Source organism: Mesorhizobium waimense (genome assembly GCF_003601975.1).
Classification (GTDB): domain Bacteria; phylum Pseudomonadota; class Alphaproteobacteria; order Rhizobiales; family Rhizobiaceae; genus Mesorhizobium; species Mesorhizobium waimense.
Window position 1 is genome coordinate 1 of the sequence record NZ_QZWZ01000045.1, and the last position, 21,019, is coordinate 21,019.

Consider the following 21,019-nt stretch of genomic DNA (forward strand, 5'->3'; position numbering starts at 1 on the left):
GAATAAGATTTTCCACGGACGGTCTCCCTTGCTTGAGATCTCAACGACCTCATTCTGGCACATCACGATGCCGTCGGGGGCCGTCCACCCCAACACGTACTTCAAGTACGCTCCGCTCCGGTTCTCGGACCCCACCATTCTCGGCACGGCCTGACCTGAATCTCAACACAGCTTGGAGCACGTCGCTGGCCCTATGCGGCCATGACGATCTCGTTGTAGGCATCGAGGTCGACGTAGAACACCTTGGTGATCTCGCCGATCAGTTCGTCTGGATCGTAGCCCTGCGACCTCAGGATGTTGATGGCGGTGATGATGTCGACGCGCTCTGTGAGCCGCCGTTTCTGGTAGTCCTCGACAAAACGCTCCATTGGCCGTTCCCCCTAGCCAGATTGCCCAAACGCGTTGAACAACTCAGATCGCAGGAGGAGGATAGGAGGCCATGCTTGCGTGGAACTTGCCGCCGAGCCCGCGCCCTTCGATATGACCCAAACAGACTGGTACGGAAAGTGGCCGACTCACCAAGGCCAAGCAAAGAGTAGCATGCAGTTCTTGGCGCGCTACAGTTGCAGAGCTTAGATTGAGGAAAGACTGAGCAGGCCTTCATAACTTCGTCGTCCTTGGGCGTAGCGAACGCGAAGCGGAGCGAAGACCCAAGGATCCATGCAGTGACATCAGAGCGTCACGACGGTGCAAAATCTAGGATGGAAGGCGCCAAAGAATGGCTCTTCTTGCACCGCCGGACTCTTCGGCGGATGTCACGGCATGGATCCTGGGTCTGCGCCGCGTCGCTTCGCTCCTTGCTTCGCCCCAGGATGACGACGGGATGGACGGTTCCGGCTAATCTTCAAGGTTGCTATTCGCCAAAGCGAACGATTCACGTTCCCGGCTTCCAACTGTCCTGCATCGAAGAAGCTACACCGTCAGGAACTTCCTGACATCCGCCCGGTCTAAATCTTCCGCCGGACCAGTATGGACGATCTGGCCGCGGTCCATGATGTTGACCTCGTCGGCGAGCTCGCGGCAGAAATCGAGATATTGCTCGACCAGGAGCACGGCGATGCCGGCCTGGTCGCGCAGATAGCGGATGGCGCGGCCGATGTCCTTGATGATCGAGGGCTGGATGCCTTCGGTCGGCTCATCGAGCACCAGGAGCTTCGGCCGCATCACCAGCGCCCTGCCGATGGCGAGCTGCTGCTGCTGGCCGCCGGAGAGGTCGCCGCCACGGCGCGACAGCATCTGCTTCAATACCGGAAATAGCTCGAAGACATGCCCTGGAATGTTGCGCTCGGCGCGCTTCAGAGGGGCAAACCCCGATTCGAGGTTTTCCTTGACCGTCAGCAGCGGGAAGATCTCCCTGCCCTGCGGCACGAATGCGATGCCCGACCGGGCGCGGTCATACGCCGCGCTCCGGTCGAGCGCCTTCCCCTCGAAGGCAACACTTCCGCTCGTCAGCCGGTGGTGGCCGACGATCGATCTCATCAAACTGGTCTTGCCGACGCCGTTGCGGCCGAGCACGCAGGTGATCTGGCCTGCGCCGGCCTTGAGCGAGACGCCGCGCAACGCCTGGGCGGCGCCGTAGTGAAGCGTGGCGTTGGAAACTTCGAGCATGTCAGCGCCTTCTCCAGAACCTGAGAAACGACAGATCGAAGCGATGGAATTGCACCCGCCAGACCATGCTCATCTCCCGAGATAGACTTCGACGACACGCTCGTCGGCCGAGACGAAATCGAGCGAGCCTTCAGACAGCACCGAGCCTTCATGCAGGCAGGTGACCTTGACGCCGAGTTCGCGGACGAAATGCATGTCGTGCTCGACGACGACGACCGAATGGTCGCGGGCGATATCCTTGAGCAGGCGCGCGGTCTCTTCGGTCTCGGCGTCGGTCATGCCGGCGACCGGCTCGTCGACCAGCAGTAGTTTTGGATCCTGCGCCAGCAGCATGCCGATCTCCAGCCACTGCTTCTGGCCGTGGCTCAGATTGCCGGCGAGTTCGCCTCGCTTGTCGCCGAGCCGGATGATGCCAAGTATGTCGTCGATGCGCCTTGCCTCGGCCGCCGAGCGGCGGTGGAACAGCGCCGGGAAGATCGAGCGCGGGCCCTTCAGCGCCAGCATCAGGTTCTCTTCGATAGTGTGGCTTTCGAAGACAGTCGGCTTCTGGAATTTCCGGCCGATGCCCATCATGGCAATCTCGGCCTCGTCGTGCTTGGTGAGATCCACCTGGCCGTCGAAGAATACTTCGCCCTCATCGGGTCGCGTCTTGCCGGTGACGATGTCCATCATCGTCGTCTTGCCGGCGCCGTTGGGACCGATGATGGCGCGCATCTCGCCCTTGTCGAGCACCAGCGACAGATTGTTGATGGCGCGGAACCCGTCGAAGGAAACCGAGACGCCGTCGAGATAGAGGATGGTGTTCGACTTCGACATCGCTCACTCCGCCGGCTGTGGTTCGGGGCCGGACGCAGACCAGTCGCCCGGCCTTGTCGCCGCGCTGCGAACGACCTTTGGCGGCGGCGGGACGTCGGGATCTGTGCCGGCTTCCTCGGCGAGCGAGGCCGCCCTCATGGCCCTGGCGTTGCCGCGCCATGAGTCCCACATGCCGATAATGCCCTTGGGCAGGAACAGCGTTACGGCGACGAACAAGCCGCCGAGCGCGAACAGCCAGAATTCCGGCAGCGCGCCGGTGAACCAAGATTTGCCGGCGTTGACGAGCAACGCCCCAATGATGGGCCCGACGATCGTGCCTCGCCCGCCGACTGCGGCCCAGACCACGACCTCGATCGAATTGGACGGCTCGAATTCGCCGGGATTGATGATGCCGACCTGCGGCACGTAGAGCGCGCCGGCAATGCCGGCTATGATCGCCGACACGGTGAAGGCGAACAGTTTGACGTTCTCGGCCCGCCAGCCGAGGAAACGCGTGCGGCTTTCGGCGTCACGCACCGCCATCAGCAGCTTGCCGTATTTCGAGCCGACGATCGCCCAGGTGACGAAGACGCCAAGCGCAAGCGTGATCGCACTGGCCGCGAACAAGGCCGAGCGCGTCGCGTCGGCCTGGACATTGAAGCCGAGAATATCCTTGAAATCGGTCAGGCCGTTGTTGCCGCCAAAGCCCATGTCGTTGCGGAAGAAGGCAAGCAGCAGCGCGTAGGTCATCGCCTGGGTGATGATCGACAGATAGACGCCGGTGACGCGGCTGCGGAAGGCGAACCAGCCGAAGACGAAGGCGAGCAGGCCAGGCACCGCCAGCACCATGATCGCCGCGAACCAGAAATGGTCGAAGCCGTACCAGAACCAGGGCAGTTCCTTGTAGTTCAGGAACACCATGAAATCGGGCAGCAGCGGATTGCCGTAGACGCCGCGCGAGCCGATCTGGCGCATCAGGTACATGCCCATCGCATAGCCGCCGAGCGCGAAGAAGGCGCCGTGGCCGAGCGAGAGGATGCCGCAATAGCCCCAGACCAGGTCGAGCGCCAGGGCGAGCAGCGCGTAGCAGAGATACTTGCCGGTGAGCGCAACGATGTAGGACGGGATGTAGAAGGCGCTCGCCGGCGACACCGCCAGATTCAGCAGTGGCACGATGATCGCGGCCGCCAGCAGGATCAGAATCGTGATGGCGATGCGGCGGTCTGCGCCGGCGGCAAAGAAGCGTCCGGTGATCATGCTTCCACCGCCCTGCCCTTCAGCGCGAACAGGCCGCGCGGGCGTTTCTGGATGAACAGGATGATGAGGACGAGTACGACGATCTTGCCGAGTACAGCGCCGGCATAAGGCTCGAGGAACTTGTTGACGATGCCCAGCGAGAAGGAGCCGACCAGCGTGCCCCACAGATTGCCGACGCCGCCGAACACGACGACCATGAAGCTGTCGATGATGTAGCCACGGCCGAGATTGGGCGAGACATTGTCGATCTGGCTAAGCGCGACGCCGGCGATGCCGGCAATGCCGGATCCGAGCGCGAAAGTCAGCGCGTCGACCCAGGGCGTCCTGATGCCCATCGAGGCGGCCATGCGGCGGTTGGCGGTGACGGCGCGCATCTGCAGGCCCCAGGGCGTGCGCTTCATGACATAGAGCAGCACCGCGAACACGCCGAGCGCGAAGACTAGGATCCAGAGCCGGTTCCAGGTCACCGCCAGTTGGCCGATGTCGACGGAGCCCGACATCCAGGACGGGTTGCCGACCTCCTGGTTGGTCGGTCCGAAGATCGAGCGCACGGCCTGCTGCAGGATCAGCGAGACGCCCCAGGTTGCCAACAGCGTTTCCAACGGCCGGCCATAGAGGAAGCGGATGACGCCGCGCTCGATGATGAGCCCGACCAAAGCGGCAACAAGAAAGGCGAGCGGCAGGGCGATAACCAGCGACCAGTCGAACAGACCGGGAAAGGAGGTTCGGATCACCTGCTGGACGACGAAGGTGGTGTAGGCGCCGAGCATGACCATCTCGCCATGCGCCATGTTGATGACGCCCATGACGCCGAAGGTGATGGCGAGGCCGATCGCGGCGAGCAGCAGCACCGAGCCCAGGGAGATGCCGTACCAGATGTTCTGGGCGGCATCCCACAGCGCCAGCGACGAGTTAATGGTGCCGATCGCGGCGGTCGCCGCATCCTTCACCGCGCCTGGCGAATTGGCTTCCACCGAAGTGAGCAGGGAAAGCGCATCGCGGTCGCCGCGCGCGCCGATCAGGGCGACGGCGGCGAGTTTGTCGGCCTCGGGTCTGTCGGAAACAAGAACCGACGCGGCGCGGGCCTGTTCGAACAGCGCCTTGACGTTGGCGTCGGTCTCTGCGGCGATGGCCGCATCGAGCGGTTCGATGTTGGCGGCATCGGGCGTCTTGAGCATGGTGTCGGCGGCGGCGATGCGGACAGTCGGATCCTTGGCGCGCAGCGTCAGCGTGCCCAGCGCGTCGCGGATGACGCGGCGCAGCCCGTTGTTGACCTTGATCTTGGTGATGTCGGCCTTGGCGGCCTCGGCGGATTTCTCGCCGCTCAGTGGGTCAAGCAAGGCGACGCTGTCGCCGCTTTCGTTGCCGACGAAGACCGCGGAATCGGCCTTGCGGATGTAGAGGTTGCCCTCGACCAGAGCCGCAAGCGGACGTTCAACGGCAGGATCGCCGGTGGCGGCGAGTTCACGCACCACGGCCTCGGTGGCCGAGAAGCCGGTGCCGGTGGCGAATTTGGCGATGATGGCGCGCAGGTCGGCTTCGGCAGCGTTCGACGGCAACAGGCTTGCCATCAGGAACAACAGAGTGAGACCGAGAGCGCGCAACAGGATCATCCGTTCAGATACTCTTCTGGGAGCTGGAATTGCGCGTCCGGGCGGACTGAGGATGAGCTCGCCCGGACACTTCGCGGTCTTGGTCATGGACCTGACGGTCCAGACCGGGCCATGGACCTGGCGGTCCAGGCCGGGATCAGTTGGTCCCCTTGCCGCCGCACTTGCCGGTGGCAACGTTGAAGTTGCCGCAGGACAGAGGCGCGCGCCAATCGGAGATCAGGTCCTTGGAGTCCGGCAGGTAGTCGGACCATTCGTCGCCCATGACGAGGCCGGGCGTCTGCGACACCGTCTCGAACTGGCCGTCGGCCTGGATCTCGCCGATCAGCACTGGCTTGGTGATGTGATGGTTCGGCATCATGGTCGAATAGCCGCCGGTCAGGTTCGGCACCGAGACACCGATCATGGCGTCGATGACCTTGTCCGGATCGGTGGTGCCGGCCTTCTCGACCGCCTTCACCCACATGTTGAAGCCAATATAATGGGCTTCCATCGGGTCGTTGGTGGTGCGCTTGTCGTTCTTGATGAACTTATGCCAGTCGGCGATGAACTTCTTGTTCTCTGGCGTGTCGACGCTTTCGAAGTAGTTCCAGGCGGCGAGATGGCCGACCAGCGGCGCGGTATCGAGACCGGCAAGCTCTTCCTCGCCGACCGAGAAGGCCATGACCGGGATGTCCTCGGCCTTGATGCCCTGGTTGCCGAGTTCCTTGTAGAACGGCACGTTGGCGTCGCCGTTGACGGTCGAGACGACGGCGGTCTTCTTGCCGGCCGAGCCGAACTTCTTGATCGCCGAGACCTCGGTCTGCCAGTCGGAGAAGCCGAACGGCGTGTAGTTGACCATGATGTCTTCCGCCGCGACGCCCTTCGCCTTCAGATAGGCTTCGAGGATCTTGTTGGTGGTGCGCGGATAGACATAGTCGGTGCCTTCGAGCACCCAGCGCTTCACCGAACCGCCGTCCTCGCTCATCAGATAGTCGACGGCGGGAATCGCCTGCTGGTTTGGCGCTGCACCCGTGTAGAACACGTTGCGCTCACTTTCCTCGCCCTCATACTGGACGGGGTAGAACAGGATGTTGTCGAGTTCGGAGAACACCGGCAGCACCGATTTGCGCGACACCGAGGTCCAGCAGCCGAACACGGCGGCGACCTTGTCCTTGGAGATCAGTTCGCGCGCCTTTTCGGCGAACAGCGGCCAGTTAGACGCCGGATCGACGACGACCGCTTCGAGTTTCTTGCCGAGCAGGCCACCCTTCGCATTCTGCTCCTCGATGAGCATCAGCATGGCGTCCTTCAGCGTCGTTTCCGAAATCGCCATTGTCCCCGACAGCGAATGCAGGATACCGACCTTGATCGTGTCGTCCGCCGCCCTCGCGGGAGCCGACATCAACAGGCCGGCAGCAACCACGCTTGCCGAAAACATTTTTGTTATTTTTGAGAAATTTCCCCTCATATTCCACACTCCCGAGCTGGTTGATTGCACCGCAACAAAGCTATGCAACCGCCATGCCAAACTGTGAAACGAGGTCGGTCACGCCGGGATATTCCAGTCTTATCAGCCGGTTACTATATTAGACGCCAAGCATGAATGGTGCCGACAAAAAACCCGAATGAGGAGAAATTGCGCACACTTGCCTAGATTTTGCCCAAATTCTGCCAATGCCTAAATTTGGGGCATGCATATCGAGACGACATACGTCGACGGGTTGCGGCGCGGCGTAGAAATGAGGCAAGGTCGGCGTTCAAGCGAGCGACGTCATGGTATCCAGGATTACTTGCATTTTCAGCATCTTGCTTCTGGTCTCCGCCACGGGCAGCGCACGCGCCGATTTCGCCGACGGCAAAATGCCCGACGGGACCTATCATTGCGAAGTCTACCTGCTCGGCCTGTTCCTCAACCTCGGCGACATCACCATCAAGGGCAACGTCTATAAGGGCCCGGTGACGTTCGGGACCGCGCCGCAAGCCTACAATTATCAGATGGACGCCAATGGCGTGATCAGCTGGCTTGGCCCTCTCGGTGGCTACTCGACCGGCGGCAATTCGATCTCGATGACGCAAGCCACCTTGGACGGCCAGACCAGTCCCTCCTTCGACATCATCATGAAACAGCCCGACGGCGCCTTTACCGCTTCGACCTGCACCAGAAGCTGAGCGGCGACGCCTGCCGCTGGCCTGCCGCATCGTCGCGGCGAAACGTGCTTTCCTCTCATGTCATCGGGATGTTGCCGAAGCAGACTAGGCAGCGGTGCGCCGTCACCATCCACCCTGAGAGGCAGACACCATGGCCAACGCACCGTCTTCATCCTCCCCCGCCATTCGCGACGTCATTGCCGCGCGCGTCTCGCGCCGCGAAGTGCTGAAAGGCAGCCTTGCCTCCGGGGCGCTGATCGCCGGCGGCAGCTTCGTCGGTTCGTTGTTTGCCGGCGAAACCCATGCCGCGGCAGCGCTCTCGACGCTCGGCTTTCCCGAGCTGAAGCGCGTCTATGACAAGACCCATGCCGCCGCCGAAGGCTATGAGACGACGATCGTCGCGCGCTGGGGCGACGCGCTTGCTGCCGGCCTGCCGGAGTTCGACGGCAACAAGGTTTCAGCCGACGAGCAGGAAAAGCGTTTTGGTTACAATTGCGACTTCATCGCCTTCATGCCGCTGCCGAAGGGCTCGGTCAATTCCGACCACGGCCTGCTCTGCGTCAACAACGAATACCTCTCGCCCAATGTGATGTTTCCCGGCATGACCGAGGACGATGCCGGCAAGGCGATGACCAAGGAGCAGGTCGACCTCGGCATGGCCGCGATGGGCCATTCAATCGTCGAAGCGATCCTGAAGGACGGCAAGTGGTCTATCGTCGAAGACAGCCCTCTCAACCGCCGCATTACGGTGACCACCGAAATGACCGTCTCCGGGCCTGTTGCCGGCCATTCGCTGATGAAGACTTCGGCCGACACAACCGGCGCAAAGGTGTTCGGCACCAGCTACAATTGCAGCGGCGGCGTCACCCCTTGGGGCACGGTGCTGACCTGCGAGGAAGGTGTTTCCGACCTATTCGGCGGCGACCCAACGGCTGCGCCGATTGCCGATATACTCGATCGCTACGGTTTCGACGGCTCCGACATCTACGGCCGCGGCCGCTTCCACGACCGATTCAACCTCGACAAGGAGCCGAACGAGGCCAATCGTTTCGACTGGGTGGTCGAGATCGACCCCTACGATCCGCAGTCGAAGCCGGTGAAGCGGACAGCACTTGGCCGCATGTCGCACGAGGCCTCCACTGTCGTGCTCAACAAGGACGGCCGCGTCGTCGTCTACATGGGCGACGATGACTATTTTGAATACATGTACCGCTTCGTCTCCAACAAGGCTTACGATCCGGCGAACCCCGCCTCCGGCAACAATTTGCTCGACGACGGCGTGCTGTCGGTGGCGCGTTTCGATGCCGACGGCACGATGAGCTGGCTGCCGCTTGTTCACGGCCAGGGCAAGCTGACCGGCGAGAACGGCTTTGCCGGCCAGGCCGAGGTGCTGCTCAAGACGCGGCTAGCCGCCGATGTGCTGGGTGCCACGCCAATGGACCGGCCCGAGGACATCGAGACCAGCCCGGTGACCGGCCGCGTCTATGCAGTGATGACCAAGAACAAGAAGCGCGACCAGTCGAAGGTCAATCCGGCCAACACGCGGCCGGAAAACCTCTGGGGCCACATCGTCGAGCTGATCCCGCCCGGCGGCCGCGGCGCGGCCGCCGACCATACGGCGGAAAAGTATGCCTGGGATCTATTCGTGCTGTGCGGCAATCCGAAGGACGCCGCGGTCGGCGCCACCTTCCATCCGGACACCTCGGACAATGGCTGGTTCGTCTGCCCCGACAACATCACCTTCGATCCGGCCGGCCGGCTGTGGGTGGCGACGGACGGCGCCAATGATTTCGACCTGCCGGACGGCGTCTATGGTGTCGACACCGAGGGTGCTGCGCGCGGCCTGCCAAAACTGCTGTTCACCTGCCCGCATGGCGCCGAAGCGACCGGCCCGTGCTTCACGCCGGATGGCACGACGCTGTTCCTGTCGGTCCAACATCCGGCCGAAGATGCAGAGACGCTCGACAAGGCTCAGACGCTGTGGCCCGATTTCAAGGACGGCCAGCCGCCACGCCCCTCGGTGGTTGCCATCCGCCGCAAGGATACGCAGCCGGTCGGCGCATAGCGCAGCATCGCAAAAAGGGGCGCAGAACTGCCAGATATGTTCCGCGCCAACAGGCAGTCGGGAGGGTATGCGTAGGGCGGTTCAGCTTTTGATAGATCGCTGCCCCGCCTAGCTGTCGACCGCCACTTCGAGCGCCAGCCGCGTCATGTCGGTGAAGAGCGCCTGGCGTTCGCAATAGTCGGTCTGCTCGCCGGTGGTGACATGATCGACCACATTCAGCAGCGACAAGGCACGCGCACCGAAATGAGCTGAAATGCGGTAAAGCGCGCTGGTTTCCATATCGACCGCCACTGCCCCAAGCGCCTGCGCTTCGGCAAAGCGGTCGCGCCCATCGGGATGATAGAATATGTCGCTGCAGACTGTCAGCCCCGCGCTCCAGGCGATGCCGAGGTCGACCGCCTTTTGCAAGGCCAGCGTAAGCAGCGTCGGATCGGGGCCTGCCGGTTCGTACATCCCGAAGACCTGGCCGCTGCGGTCACTCTCGGCGCGAACGGCGCTCGAAATGACGACGCTGCGCAGCGCCACCTCCTCGCTCAGGCCACCACATGTGCCGGTGCGGATAAGCGTTTTGACACCATGGAAATCCAGCAGCTCGTGGGCGTAGATCAGGAAAGACGAGACGCCGATGCCGGTCGACTGGATGCTGACGGGCTTGCCCCGAAACAGCCCGGTGAAGCCAAGCGCGCCCCTGCGGCGATTGACGCAGCGCGGCGCTTCCAAAAAAGTCTCAGCCATCCATTCGGCGCGCTGCGGGTCACCCGGCAACAGCACCGTTTCGGCATAATCGCCCTTCTCCGCTTCATTGTGCGGCGTCACGGCATCTACCCCAAATCCCCGCCGCTTTTGTCACCGCAATCATGGCAGGCTGGCGTCGATGCGCAAGCGCCGATTGCGAAGCTCCAGTGGCCGGACCTCACTGGTTATGAACGGACGGCTCGTTCTCCGGCGCCGCCACGTGTAAACGGCATGGCGCGGGCGTCTGTGAGCTTGTTCACATTCAGGCGGGCACGCGACTATTTGTTTTTACGCAATTCCGGACGGAAAACCGTTTTCCCGGAATTCCTTTAAGATTCCAGCACGTCCTTGACGATCGTGGCCAACTGCTTGAGCGAGAACGGCTTCGGCAGGAAGCCGAAATGCGCGTCGGCCGGCAGGTTTTTCGCGAACGCGTCCTCGGCATAGCCGGAGACGAAGACGAATTTGATGTCCGGCTGGCGCTTGCGCAATTCGCCAAGCAACGTCGGCCCGTCCATTTCCGGCATCACCACGTCGGAGACGACGATGTCGACCTTGCCGCCGAGCGCCTCGAACACCTCCAGTGCCTCGACGCCCGACGACGCCTCGTGGACGGTGTAGCCGCGCGACGTCAGCGCCCGCATGCCGCCCATGCGCACGGCATCTTCGTCCTCGACCAGCAGCACGGTGGCCGAGCCCGACAGATCCTTGGCCGAGTCGGCCGCTTTGACCGGCGTCGCCGGCGCTTCGCCGGGGTCGCTCGCTGCCCTCACCTCGGCGACATGGCGCGGCAGGAAGATGCGGAACACCGAACCCTTGCCGACTTCGGAGTCGCAGAAGATGAAGCCGCCCGTCTGCTTGATGATGCCGTAGACCATCGACAGGCCGAGGCCGGTGCCCTTGCCGACCTCCTTGGTGGTGAAGAAGGGCTCGAATATCTTCTTCAGCACATCGGGCGCAATGCCGCTGCCGGTGTCTTCGACCTCGACCACCACATAGTCGGCCGGGGTGAGTTCGCGATAGGTGAATGTCTTGCACTCCTCCGCCGTCACGTTGCGGGTGCGCACCGTAAGGTCGCCGCCTGCCGGCATCGCATCGCGCGCGTTGACGGCGAGGTTCACCACAACCTGTTCGAACTGGCCGATATCGACCTTGACCGGCCACAGGTCGCGGCCATGGTCGACCTTGAGCTTGATGTCGTTGCCGACCAGGCGGGCGAGCAGCATCCTGAGGTCGGCAAGCACGTCTGTCAGGTTGAGCACTTCCGGCCGCAAGGTCTGCTTGCGCGAAAAGGCCAGAAGCTGACGCACCAGCGAGGCCGCCCGGTTGGCATTCTGCTTGATGTTCATGATGTCGGGGAAGGACGGATCCGACGGCCGGTGGTTGGTCAACAAAAGGTCGGATGCCATGATGATGGCGGTCAGCACGTTGTTGAAATCGTGCGCGATGCCGCCGGCAAGCTGGCCGACCGCCTGCATCTTCTGGCTCTGCGCCATCTGGCCCTCGAGCGCCTTCTGCTCTGTGGTCTCGACGGCATACACGATGGCCGATTCTTCGGCCCCCTCGCCGCCGGTGCCGTCGGCGACCGCATTGACGTAGAAGCGGATGTGGCGATCGTCATTGCCGGGCAGCAGCGTGTCGATGGGCTCGATGTCGGCCTGCCGCTGTCGCGCCTTTTCGAAGGCCTCGGCGAATGCCGGCCGGTCGCGCTCGTGGATGACCGTGTCGAGCCGCACGCGGCGGTCGACAGCGTCGCGGTCGACGACGGAGGAAAACAGCGACAGGAACGGCGCATTGGTGCGCAGGATGCGTCCGCTGGCGTCGACGCCAGCGATCGCCATCGGCGTCGAATTGAAGAAACGGGTGAAGCGGACCTCCGAGGCGCGAAGATCGGCCGAAGCATCCTCGCCCTGCGTCCGGTTCAGCACGATGGTGCGGGTTGGGCTGCCGATGCCCTCGCGGCTCGCCGAAACACGGTGCATGAAACGCACCGGCAGCGCCTCGCCGGTCATCGTCGTCAGGTCGAGATCGATGACGGCGTTGCGTGTGGTGCCCGGATCGGCCTTGACCGAGCGGACCAGCGCCATGCCGTCGCCGGCGACGATCTCTGGCAAGGAGACGGCGCCGGGCGTGAAGCTGGCAAGGTCGATGCCCAGCCATTCCGCAAGCGTGGCGTTGATATAGGTGACGCGGCCTTCCTGGTCGGCCGAAAAGAAGCCGGCCGGCGCATGGTCGAGGTGATCGATCGCCTTTTGCAGGTCGAGGAAGAAGCGCTCCTGCTCGGCCCGCTCCTGCGAGATGTCGGCGAGTTGCCAAGCCAGCATCGGCAACCTCTGGCCCGGCACGTTGAAGGTGCGGGCGCGGGCGCGGTACCAGCGCGCGCCGGACTCGGCGCCGGGCTTGATTGACTGGGCCAACCGGAACTCGCCGTCGCCCGGCTGGCCGTCGCGCAGGCCCGATGCCAGTCGGTAGATGGTCATCGATGCCTCGGGAACGTCGGAAAGCAGGCCTTCGACCGTCTTGAGGTCGGTCGCCGAGGCAGCACCCGTCATGTCGGCATAGGCGCGGTTGGCGTAGACGACACGGCCCTTGGTGTCGGTGACCAGAAGGCCTTGCGACATCGAATCGACGAAGGCCTTCGACAGTTCGTCGCTGGTCGAGCGGGGCGCGACCTGAACGAAGCCGATTGCCGTGGCAAACAGGAAGCCGACGCCGATCATCGCCAGCACGCCCAGCATTCCAAGCAGGAAGGGATCGCCAAGGCGCTCGCGGAAAAGCCCGAAGATGATCGCGGCGCCGGTCAGGACGGCGATGAAGATGATGAGCCGGGTGACGGCGCCCGGACGCGTGTTCTGATCGACGATAGGTACCGGATAGAAATCGCCGCGCGTTTCCTTGGCCATGTGCCCCCTGCTCGTGAATCCGGTCTACCGGCGTTGCCCGGTTGAATCACATTCTCCTATTCCGGAAAAGGCCCCGGCCGCAAATGTCAGATAAAAATGGCGCCGTTCGGCCATTGCTGTTTCAAGCTGTTCACGAAGCGGAAAGGTAACTTGCGGTGGCCTGCCGCTACAGTCTAGTGTCGCCTCACTTCAAAAGCCGATTGGGGGCACCGATGCTGCAGTGGCTGGATGGCGTGGCGGGTCCTGGATATGTCGCCGCAATCCTGTGGACATTTGCGGCCCTGGTTCTGCTGGTCGTCGTTCTGCTCATCGTCAAACTTGTCCGCAGCCTGACTTTCGGGACGTTCGTCGCCGGCGGCAGGAACCGCAAGACGCGGCTCGCCGTCATGGACGCCACCGCCGTCGACAGCCACCGCCGGCTGGTGCTGGTGCGCCGCGACGACATCGAGCACCTGCTGCTGATCGGCGGCCCGACCGACGTCGTCGTCGAGCGCGATATCCGGCTGGCGACACCCCGCCGCCCGGCACTGACCGGAGATGGCGGCCAACAGCAGGCCCAGGCGCCGCGGCCGCGCGCGGTCCAGCCTGCCCCGGCACCGGCAAAGCAGGCGCCGCCGGCACCGCAGCCGGTCAGTGCCGCTCTGGCCCCTGCCCGGCCACGCCCTGTCACGCCGGCGCCGAAACCTGCCGTGCCCAACTATCAGGCGAGCAACGTTACGCCGCTTCCGGCCTATGGGTCGACCATCAACACCGCCAGGCACACCCCAGCGCCGGCAAAGCAGGAATCCATCGATGACACGCTGATGCAGGAACTCGAGGTCTCGCTGGACAACTCGCACCCCAGGCCTGCGAGCCAAACGGCGGCCAATGCGCCACCGCAATCGCTCGACGACGAGATGACGAAGCTTCTTGGCGAACTGGCCAACCACAAGCGCTAGAGCTGAAGCGCTCTACTCTTTGTTTTTGTTCACTTTTCCCGGTACTGGACAAGCCAGGCACAAAAATGGCCGGAAAACCCGGCCATGAATATGAAATTGCTTGGTTTTGCTCGCGTCAGTCGTCGCGATAGACCTTCTCGCGGCGCTCGTGACGCTCCTGCGCCTCGATCGACAAGGTCGCGATCGGGCGCGCATCGAGCCGCTTCAGCGCTATTGGCTCGCCGGTTTCCTCGCAATAGCCGTAGGTGCCTTCATCGATGCGCTGCAGCGCCGAATCGATCTTCGAAATGAGCTTGCGCTGGCGATCGCGGGCACGAAGCTCGATTGCGCGGTCGGTTTCCGACGAGGCGCGATCGGCCAGATCGGGATGGTTGGCGTTTTCCTGCTGCAGAATTTCGAGAGTTTCGCGCGCTTCGCGCAGAATGTCGTTCTTCCAGGTGACGAGCTTTAGGCGAAAGTAGGATTTCTGCCGTTCGTTCATGAACGGCTCGTCTTCGGAGGGTACGTAATCGGCGGTAACGATGTCGTTCATGCGACTCACCCAACAACCCCAAATTTGGCGCCTATATATTCGCGGACCGAAGCCTGCACAAGCGCAATCGGCGATAGAGTCACGCAAATGTTAGCAGTTGATGGCGGAACCCTTCTGCTTCAAGGGCGCGAGCGAATTCTGACATGATTTGTTGTGCTTGAGTGGTGCCAGCCATTGTGCAGCAGGCCGTTCTGATGGCTAATCGGGCGGGTGTCTTGTGGCGTGAGGGAGCCGTGAGCAGACTTTACCTGTTGAGACATGCCAAGGCTGGATGGGCGTTGCCCGGCGTCCGTGACTTCGATCGTCCGCTCGATGCGTCCGGCGTTGCCGACGCCGAACTGATGGGCGAGGCCATGCGCGTCCGCAACTATGTTCCCGACGTCACCCTTTGCTCCAACGCCAAGCGTGCGCGCCAGACGCTGGAAGGTCTGGCCGGGCAGACCGACACCGGCCGGGTGCTGTTCTTCGACACTTTATACAGCGAGGACGCCGCCGGTTACCTCACCCTCATCCGCGACAATGGCGGGCCTGGTTCGCTGCTGGTCATCGGCCACAACCCGATGACGGAGGATCTGGCCATGGCGGTCTCGGGTGATGGCGAAGAAGCCGCCCGGGGCATGATGAACCACGGCTTTCCCACCTCCGGTCTTGCGGTCGTGCGCTTCGCCGGCGCCCTTGCCAGTGCTGCGCAAGGCAATGGCTATCTCGAAGCCTTTCTGACGCCTGCCGACCTCTGAACCATTTCAAACCACAATTCCAAAGCCTATATCGGAGCCTGACAAGCGCCCGAGAGACCCCATTTTGGCATCATCGCTGACCACATTCTCCGACGAAGCCAAGATAGCGCTCGATACACTTTCCGGGCGAGCCACCGGGCTCTTTTCCCCGTCGCTGCGGCTGGGCGTTACCGGTCTTTCCCGGGCCGGCAAGACGGTGTTCATCTCCGCCCTTGTCCACAATCTGATCTATGGCGGGCGCCTGCCGTTGTTCGAGGCGCAGAAATCGGGGCGCATCGCCCGGGCTTTCCTCGAGGAACAGCCTGACGATGCCGTTCCCCGCTTCCAGTACGAGGATCATATCGCAGCGCTGGTCAACGATCGCGTCTGGCCCGAATCGACGCGCGCCATCTCGGAACTCAGGCTGACCATCGAATACGAATCGGCTTCCGGCTGGAATCGCATGTTTTCAGCCGGCAAACTGTCGATCGATATCGTCGACTACCCCGGTGAATGGCTGCTCGACCTGCCGTTGCTCGGCAAATCCTTCGCCGATTTTTCACGCGAAGCGGTCGAGATGGCGGCGCTGCCGGTGCGCGCCGACCTTTCTCAAAGTTGGCGGGCACTTGCCGCCACGATCGATCCGAATGCCGACGCCGACGAAATGACGGCGCGCCGCCTCGCCGAGAGCTTCGCCGCCTATCTCAAGGCATGCAAACTCGACGAACGGGCGCTTTCGACCTTGCCGCCGGGCCGCTTCCTGATGCCGGGCGACCTCGAGGGCTCGCCCGCGCTGACCTTCTCGCCCCTTTTGGCACTGAGCGACCGGCGGCCGCGTTCCGGATCGCTGCAAGCAATGATGGAGCGGCGCTACGAGGCCTACAAGACGCATGTCGTCAAGCCGTTCTTCCGCGAGCACATCACGCGTCTCGACCGTCAGATCGTGCTGATCGACGCCATGCAGGCATTGAATGCCGGCCCCGGCGCCATGGCCGACCTGGAACGCGCCGTCACCGAGATTCTCTCCTGTTTCCGCCCTGGGCGGGGCAATTTCCTCACCGACCTGTTCTCGCGGCGCATCGACCGCATCCTGGTGGCCGCGACCAAGGCGGATCAGCTGCATCACGAAAGCCACGACCGGCTGCAGGCGATCGTACGTCGGCTGGCCGACCGGGCGGTGGCGCGGGCGAATTTCACCGGCGCCGATGTCGACGTGGTCGCCATGGCGGCGGTGCGGGCGACGCGCGAAGGTACGGTCAAGCAGGACCGCGAGACCTTGCCCGTCATCATCGGCACACCGCTGAAGGGTGAAAGGATCAATGGCGACACATTCGATGGCAAAGCCGAAACCGCCATATTTCCCGGTGACTTACCCGAGAAAACTGATGCGGTGTTCGATGTTTCGGGGTCGCAGCAACCTGATGCTGACGGGCCAGCGATCCGTTTCGTGCGCTTTCGTCCGCCAAAGCTTGAGCGCACGGCCGAAGGCGTTACGCTGTCGCTGCCGCATATCAGGCTCGACCGCGCCTTGCAGTTCCTGATCGGAGATCACCTGGCATGACAGCGCCCCGCAGACCCGCGGCATTCCGCATCGAGCCGGAGCCCGAACCGAAGCAGGAGGCGCGAGAAGCGCGTCGCGCCCATGCCGAGCCGCCGCAGACGCGCAAGCCGCGCGCCGCAGGGGCTGGCGTCGCTGTCGTCGTGCCAGCCGAGGTCGATGTTTTCGACGAACCCGACATCGTCGCCGCCGAACCGCCGCCCGCCACCGCGCCGCGCAAGCGTTCGCTGCTCGGCAGACTGTTCTTCGGCGCGCTGGGTGTCCTGGTTTCGCTGGCCGTCGGCCTGTGGACCGACCAGCTCATTCGTGACCTGTTCGAGCGCGCCGAATGGCTAGGCTGGCTGGCTGCCGGAATGGCTGCCATCGCGGTGCTGGCGCTTGTGGTCATCCTGGTGCGCGAATTCCTGGCGATTGCCCGCTTGGCCGAGGTCGAAAAACTGCAGAAGCGGTCGCTGGATGCGGTGGCGCGCGACGATCCGAAGGCCGCGAGGGCCGTTGTCGACGAGCTTTCGGCCTTTGTCGCGGCAAAACCCGAAACCGCGGCCGGCAGGCGCTCGCTGGCCGAGCTGCGCGGCGAGATCATCGACGGCGGCAATCTGGTGCGGCTGGCCGAGACCGAGATCCTCGGACCACTGGATGCCCGTGCCAAGGTGATGATCCTCGAAGCGGCCAAGCGCGTGTCGTTGGTGACGGCGGTCAGCCCGCGGGCCGTCGTCGACGTCGCCTATGTCGTGTTCGAGGCCGGGCGGCTCATTCGCCGCCTGTCGGAGCTTTACGGCGGCCGGCCGGGCACGCTGGGCTTCTTCAGGCTGGCGCGCAGCGTTCTTGCCCATCTCGCGGTCACCGGTTCGATCGCGGTCGGCGACAGTTTCGTGCAGCAGATCATCGGCCACGGCCTTGCCGCGCGCCTTTCGGCCAAGCTCGGCGAAGGTGTCGTCAACGGCATGATGACGGCACGCATCGGCATTGCCGCGATGGAGACGGCGCGGCCCCTGCCCTTCATCGCCGCCAAACGGCCGGGACTGGGCGATTTCCTGTCCGCGCTGACATCGTTCGCGACAAAGAAAGAAAGTGAAACGTCGACCTCCGGCAAGTGAAGAGACGCCCCGCAGTCACCAAGCATTAACCAATCTTGTTCATGGTCGGAAGTGTTCCAAGAACAGCTTCCTTGTTGCCGGGTGTGGTCGATGAAAAGCGTTATTCTATCCAGCGTCCTGCCTGTCGCGGTCGCGGTTGCAGCCCCTTTCGGCCTCGTTGAAAAGGCGTTTGGCGCGGAACCCGACAAGCAATTCTTTCAATCGGTGGAAGGCAAGTGGGTCGGCCCGGGCGAAATCGTCGCCGGCAAGTACAAGGGCACGAAATTCACCTGCAGTTTCAACGGCGCGACTCCCGATGGCAAGACCGGCATGACGCTCGACGGCGGATGCCGGGTCGGCATGTTCACCCAGAAAATGTCGGCGTCCGTCGAACGCAAGGGCCGCGACGGCTACAAGGGCAACTTCATGGGCGGCACCGCGGGGTCAGGCCTCGACATTATCGGCGGCAATGTCGTCGACGCCCACAAAGTCGTCTTCACCATCAACCGCAAACAGCTGCGCGGTGTCATGCAGGCCCGCATTCCCGACGACAACTCGATGACGGTGACCGTCGCGGTGCGTGTCGACGAGCAGCTGGTGCCGGTCATCGGCATGAGCCTGAAGCGGGTCGATGCAGTCGAAGTCGGCTCCATCACGCCGAACTGAGCAACGGCAGCGGGCAATAAAGAAGGCGGCGGCCCACCAGGGCCACCGCCTTCTTCAATTTCCGAACGATCAATCAGCCCTTGATGGTGGCCGTCAGCTCGTCATAGGCCTTGCAGGCTTCGTCCAGCGTCGTGGCGCCCTGATACTTGGTCGTCACCGCCTGCACCTTGGCCGTCAGATCGGCTGCCTTGGACGGATCCTTGGTGATGGCTTCCTGCAGCGCGGTCGTCATGTCCTGCGCCTTCTTGGTCGCCATTTCGGCGGTGCACTCAGGTGCCTTCGAGCAGGCCGACCCAGCAAGCGCCGCAACACCCACGGCAACGAGCAAAAACTTCTTCATGTCAGTCATCTCCTCAAAAAGGGCGGCGACTTGATCGTCACCCCCCTCCAATGGCCGAAGCCAAGCGTCCCTTAACCGCTGATTGTGGTGACACGCAACGCGAGCACCGCATAAACTTGTGTAACGAGGCTGCAACAGTGCCGGGACCGTAGCGCGCCGATTCGCTCTGTTCGATCTCGGCCGAAGTCCCTATCCTTGGTCTCGATTCCGCAGCATATGCGAGGAACCTCCAGGAAACGGAAGAGCAGGCATGGCGGCGGAAGCATCGGGCAGCGATCTGATCCAGGTGGTGGCGCTGCTTGCCGCCGGCGTGGTGGCCGTTCCGATCTTCAAACGCATGGGGCTGGGCTCGATTCTCGGCTATCTCGCCGCCGGCGTGGTGATCGGGCCGTTCGGACTTCGCATCTTTTCCGAATCGGAAGCGATTCTTCATGTCGCCGAACTCGGCGTCGTCATGTTCCTGTTCATCATCGGGCTGGAAATGCAGCCGTCACGGTTGTGGGGCCTGCGCCGTGAGATCTTCGGCCTCGGCGCCCTGCAGGTCGGCGTGTGCGCCTTGTTGTTGACCAGTGTCGGGCTGGCCGGCGGCTTTCCGATCGCGGTGTCCTTCGTCGCCGGAGCCGGCTTCGTGCTGACTTCAACGGCGATCGTCATGCAATTGCTGGAAGAGCGTGGCGAGATGGCCACGCCCAAGGGCCAGCGCATCGTTTCCATCCTGCTGCTGGAAGATCTGGCGATCGTGCCGCTGCTGGCGTTGATCGCCTTCCTGGCGCCGGGCGGCGCCGATATGAGCCTGTCGCAACGGCTGACGGAAGTCGGCATCGGTCTGGCCGCTATAATCGGGCTGGTCGTGGCGGGTCGTTACCTGCTCAATCCGTTCTTCCGCATCCTGGCGGATGCCCGCGCTCGCGAAGTGATGACGGCCGCCGCGCTGCTGGTCGTCCTGGGGTCGGCTCTGGCCATGCAGCTCTCCGGCCTGTCGATGGCGATGGGCGCGTTTCTGGCCGGCGTGCTGCTGTCCGAATCGACCTTCCGCCACCAGCTGGAGGCCGACATCGAACCGTTCCGCGGCATCCTGCTCGGCCTGTTCTTCCTTGCCGTCGGCATGTCGCTCGACCTGCACGTCGTGGTCGCGAACTGGCGGCTGATCGCCATCTACGTCGTCACCTACATGGTGATGAAGGCGCTCGGCATCTACTTGGTCGCCCGCATGCTCAAGAGCGGCCACCGCGAAGCGCTCGAACGCGCCGTGTTCATGGCGCAGGGCGGCGAATTCGCCTTCGTGCTCTATTCCGCCGCCGCGACGGTCGGCATCATCGACAGCCGCGCCAATGCGATGCTGACCGCGATCGTCATCATCTCCATGGTGCTGACGCCTTTGGCCATCATCGCGCTGCGCTATCTCACGCCGCGCGACGAGCAGTCGCTCGATGGGGTCGACGTCGCCGCGGACCTTTCCGGCAGTGTGCTGGTCATCGGCTTCGGCCGCTTCGGCCAGATCGCCAGCCAGCCGCTTCTGCTGCGCGGCATCGACGTGTCGATCATCGACAATGAGGTCGAGATGATCCAGGCGGCGGCCGATTTCGGCTTCAAGGTCTATTACGGCGACGGCACGCGGCTGGACATATTGCATGCGGCCGGCGCCGGCCGGGCGCGCGCGGTGCTGATCTGCGTCGACAAACCCGAGGCAGCCGTGCGCATCGCGCAATTGATCAAGGCCGAATTTCCGCTGCTGACGGTGCTGGCGCGCGCCTTCGATCGCGGCACCGCGCTGCAGCTCATTCGTGCCGGCGTCGACTTCCAGCTGCGTGAAACCTTCGAATCGGCGCTTGTCTTCGGCGGCTCCGCCTTGGAAGCGCTGGGGATCGATCCGGACGACGTCGCCGAGGTGATCGAGGATGTCCGCCGCCGTGACACCGCCCGCTTCGAAACGCAATTGGCCGAAGGCGTTCGCGCCGGGGCGCGCTTCCTCAAGGGCAATATCGGCACGCCGATTCCGGCGCCGCTGACGCCGCCGCGGCGTGCCGGCCAGGCACTCAACGAGGAGACCGCCGGCGTGCTGCACAAATCCGAGCCTGCCGAGGAGTAAG

General features: G+C 63.4%; 18 protein-coding genes. 8 read left to right on the top strand and 10 right to left on the bottom strand.

Annotated features, from left to right (window positions below; genetic code table 11):
• Window positions 1-191 precede the first annotated feature (191 nt).
• The 6 genes from D3227_RS32565 to urtA form a co-directional block, all read right to left on the bottom strand.
• On the bottom strand, window positions 192-368 hold the full coding sequence (locus D3227_RS32565; RefSeq protein ID WP_120018288.1) for a hypothetical protein: 177 nt from the start codon (window positions 366-368) through the stop codon (window positions 192-194).
• 544 nt (window positions 369-912) lie between these two features.
• Complete coding sequence (gene urtE / locus D3227_RS32570) at window positions 913-1,608, bottom strand: urea ABC transporter ATP-binding subunit UrtE (RefSeq protein WP_120018289.1); 696 nt, start codon at window positions 1,606-1,608, stop codon at window positions 913-915.
• Between the two features lie 69 nt (window positions 1,609-1,677).
• Entirely contained in the window at window positions 1,678-2,424 is a 747-nt protein-coding gene (gene urtD, locus D3227_RS32575) for an urea ABC transporter ATP-binding protein UrtD (protein WP_120018290.1), read from the bottom strand.
• A gap of 3 nt (window positions 2,425-2,427) precedes the next feature.
• The gene (gene urtC / locus D3227_RS32580; RefSeq protein WP_120018291.1) at window positions 2,428-3,660 is read right to left on the bottom strand and encodes an urea ABC transporter permease subunit UrtC; all 1,233 of its coding nucleotides are present in this window, start codon (window positions 3,658-3,660) and stop codon (window positions 2,428-2,430) included.
• The gene (urtB, locus tag D3227_RS32585) at window positions 3,657-5,273 is read right to left on the bottom strand and encodes an urea ABC transporter permease subunit UrtB (protein WP_120018292.1); all 1,617 of its coding nucleotides are present in this window, start codon (window positions 5,271-5,273) and stop codon (window positions 3,657-3,659) included. The genes urtC and urtB overlap by 4 nt, the downstream gene beginning before the upstream one ends.
• 136 nt (window positions 5,274-5,409) lie before the next feature.
• Entirely contained in the window at window positions 5,410-6,720 is a 1,311-nt protein-coding gene (urtA, locus tag D3227_RS32590; RefSeq protein ID WP_120018293.1) for an urea ABC transporter substrate-binding protein, read from the bottom strand.
• 305 nt (window positions 6,721-7,025) lie between these two features.
• Here urtA and D3227_RS32595 point away from each other — a divergent pair, with 305 nt between their 5' ends.
• Complete coding sequence (locus D3227_RS32595) at window positions 7,026-7,421, top strand: hypothetical protein (protein ID WP_120018294.1); 396 nt, start codon at window positions 7,026-7,028, stop codon at window positions 7,419-7,421.
• 130 nt (window positions 7,422-7,551) lie between these two features.
• Complete coding sequence (locus D3227_RS32600; RefSeq protein WP_120018295.1) at window positions 7,552-9,465, top strand: PhoX family protein; 1,914 nt, start codon at window positions 7,552-7,554, stop codon at window positions 9,463-9,465.
• 108 nt (window positions 9,466-9,573) lie between these two features.
• On the opposite strand, the gene D3227_RS32605 is transcribed toward D3227_RS32600, so the two are convergent.
• Window positions 9,574-10,281, bottom strand: a complete 708-nt coding sequence (locus tag D3227_RS32605; protein ID WP_120018296.1) for a purine-nucleoside phosphorylase — start codon at window positions 10,279-10,281, stop codon at window positions 9,574-9,576.
• 248 nt (window positions 10,282-10,529) lie between these two features.
• The gene (gene cckA / locus D3227_RS32610; RefSeq protein WP_120018297.1) at window positions 10,530-13,103 is read right to left on the bottom strand and encodes a cell cycle histidine kinase CckA; all 2,574 of its coding nucleotides are present in this window, start codon (window positions 13,101-13,103) and stop codon (window positions 10,530-10,532) included.
• Window positions 13,104-13,315: 212 nt separating this feature from the next.
• On the opposite strand from cckA, the gene D3227_RS32615 reads away from it, so the two are divergent.
• Window positions 13,316-14,041 carry a flagellar biosynthetic protein FliO gene (locus D3227_RS32615; RefSeq protein ID WP_167480954.1) on the top strand — a complete coding sequence of 242 codons (726 nt, stop codon included), beginning with the start codon at window positions 13,316-13,318 and terminating at the stop codon, window positions 14,039-14,041.
• Window positions 14,042-14,156: 115 nt separating this feature from the next.
• On the opposite strand, the gene dksA is transcribed toward D3227_RS32615, so the two are convergent.
• On the bottom strand, window positions 14,157-14,573 hold the full coding sequence (gene dksA, locus D3227_RS32620) for an RNA polymerase-binding protein DksA (RefSeq protein WP_006202025.1): 417 nt from the start codon (window positions 14,571-14,573) through the stop codon (window positions 14,157-14,159).
• 233 nt (window positions 14,574-14,806) lie between these two features.
• Here dksA and D3227_RS32625 point away from each other — a divergent pair, with 233 nt between their 5' ends.
• The 4 genes from D3227_RS32625 (at window position 14,807) to D3227_RS32640 (ending at window position 18,589) form a co-directional block, all read left to right on the top strand.
• Entirely contained in the window at window positions 14,807-15,310 is a 504-nt protein-coding gene (locus D3227_RS32625; RefSeq protein WP_120018317.1) for a SixA phosphatase family protein, read from the top strand.
• 64 nt (window positions 15,311-15,374) lie between these two features.
• Window positions 15,375-16,850 carry a YcjX family GTP-binding protein gene (locus tag D3227_RS32630; protein WP_120018298.1) on the top strand — a complete coding sequence of 492 codons (1,476 nt, stop codon included), beginning with the start codon at window positions 15,375-15,377 and terminating at the stop codon, window positions 16,848-16,850.
• On the top strand, window positions 16,847-17,944 hold the full coding sequence (locus tag D3227_RS32635) for a YcjF family protein (RefSeq protein ID WP_120018299.1): 1,098 nt from the start codon (window positions 16,847-16,849) through the stop codon (window positions 17,942-17,944). Before D3227_RS32630 ends, D3227_RS32635 begins: the two co-directional genes overlap by 4 nt.
• Before the next feature lie 90 nt (window positions 17,945-18,034).
• Window positions 18,035-18,589, top strand: a complete 555-nt coding sequence (locus D3227_RS32640) for a hypothetical protein (RefSeq protein ID WP_120018300.1) — start codon at window positions 18,035-18,037, stop codon at window positions 18,587-18,589.
• A gap of 73 nt (window positions 18,590-18,662) precedes the next feature.
• On the opposite strand, the gene D3227_RS32645 is transcribed toward D3227_RS32640, so the two are convergent.
• Entirely contained in the window at window positions 18,663-18,929 is a 267-nt protein-coding gene (locus D3227_RS32645; RefSeq protein WP_006206106.1) for a hypothetical protein, read from the bottom strand.
• A gap of 250 nt (window positions 18,930-19,179) precedes the next feature.
• Here D3227_RS32645 and D3227_RS32650 point away from each other — a divergent pair, with 250 nt between their 5' ends.
• Window positions 19,180-21,018, top strand: a complete 1,839-nt coding sequence (locus tag D3227_RS32650) for a monovalent cation:proton antiporter-2 (CPA2) family protein (RefSeq protein WP_120018301.1) — start codon at window positions 19,180-19,182, stop codon at window positions 21,016-21,018.
• Window position 21,019 lies beyond the last annotated feature (1 nt).